Below are 1,023 nucleotides of genomic sequence, written 5' to 3' on the forward strand. Positions count from 1 at the left end.
CAATAACAGCCATTATCAAGTATCTGAAGGGGATCACAGGCAGGAAATTATTCGAACGTTTTCCGGAAATAAGAAACCAGTTGTGGAAGGGAGAACTGTGGAACCATTCTTATTATGTGGAAACGATCGGATCCGTATCTGAGGAAAATATTCGCCGTTATATTGAACATCAGAGCAAGTCGTATTAATTCAATGTGAATTGTAAAGATTCATATGCATGGCTGTCTGAAGGGGGAGGAGAATGCTGTTGTCGCACAGAACATCGGTCAATATCTGGCCGGAATATTCTAATATTATAGGGCATATGTGTTACGCTGCTTCCAAGCTCTGGAATGTCTGCAACTATGAACGCCGTCGATATAAAGAATTGGGGCTGGAGAAGTATCCTGACTGGTATTATCAGAAGAAAGCGCATAAAGGAGATCTGTGGTATAGACAGCTTCCGTCCCAGACAGCGCAGGAGACCTGCAAGCAGCTGGATAAAGCCTGGAAATCATTTTATGCCCTTAAAAAGACCGGCGTGATCAAAGCGCCAAATCCTCCGCGATTTAAACAGGACAATATACCGATCACTTACATGCAGATGGGAATCCGGCACGAGAAGGATTCCGGCCAATTACGGCTGTCTCTGTCAAAGGATCTGAAAAGCTACATGGAAGAAACTTACGGGATTCATGAAAAATTTCTATATCTTGAAAATAAGATTTTCAGGAACATGGATCACATAAAGCAACTGCGGATCTATCCACCGGAAGATGGAAAATGTGACCTTATCGTTATCTATGAGGTCAAAGAACCAGAACTGGAAAGCTATACCAGCCAGTGCAGCCCGTTTTCACCAGAAGTATCAAAAAGATATGCAGAAGCATCAAACAGAAAAGAGCGGGGTATGTATATAACGGATGGAGTAAGATATAATGCGGATGCAGTAGGAGCATTTAATATCCTGCGTAAATATCTTTCCGTATCCGGAAAACAGAAAGAACTGTCCGTAACCGGACTAAAGAATCCAGAAATAATAAA

1 protein-coding gene and 1 pseudogene are annotated in these 1,023 nt (G+C 42.1%); both read left to right on the forward strand.

Annotated features, from left to right (window positions below):
• Nucleotides 1-188 (forward strand): IS200/IS605 family transposase (tnpA, locus tag DWX76_RS13745; RefSeq protein WP_118570885.1); only part of this gene is annotated, 188 nt, incomplete at its 5' end.
• Nucleotides 189-241: 53 nt separating this feature from the next.
• Nucleotides 242-1,023 (forward strand): annotated as a pseudogene (locus tag DWX76_RS13750) (RNA-guided endonuclease TnpB family protein); the annotation flags it as partial.

It is taken from the genome of Clostridium sp. AF21-20LB (genome assembly GCF_003478795.1).
In the GTDB taxonomy this organism is placed as follows: Bacteria; Bacillota; Clostridia; order Lachnospirales; family Lachnospiraceae; genus Otoolea; species Otoolea fessa.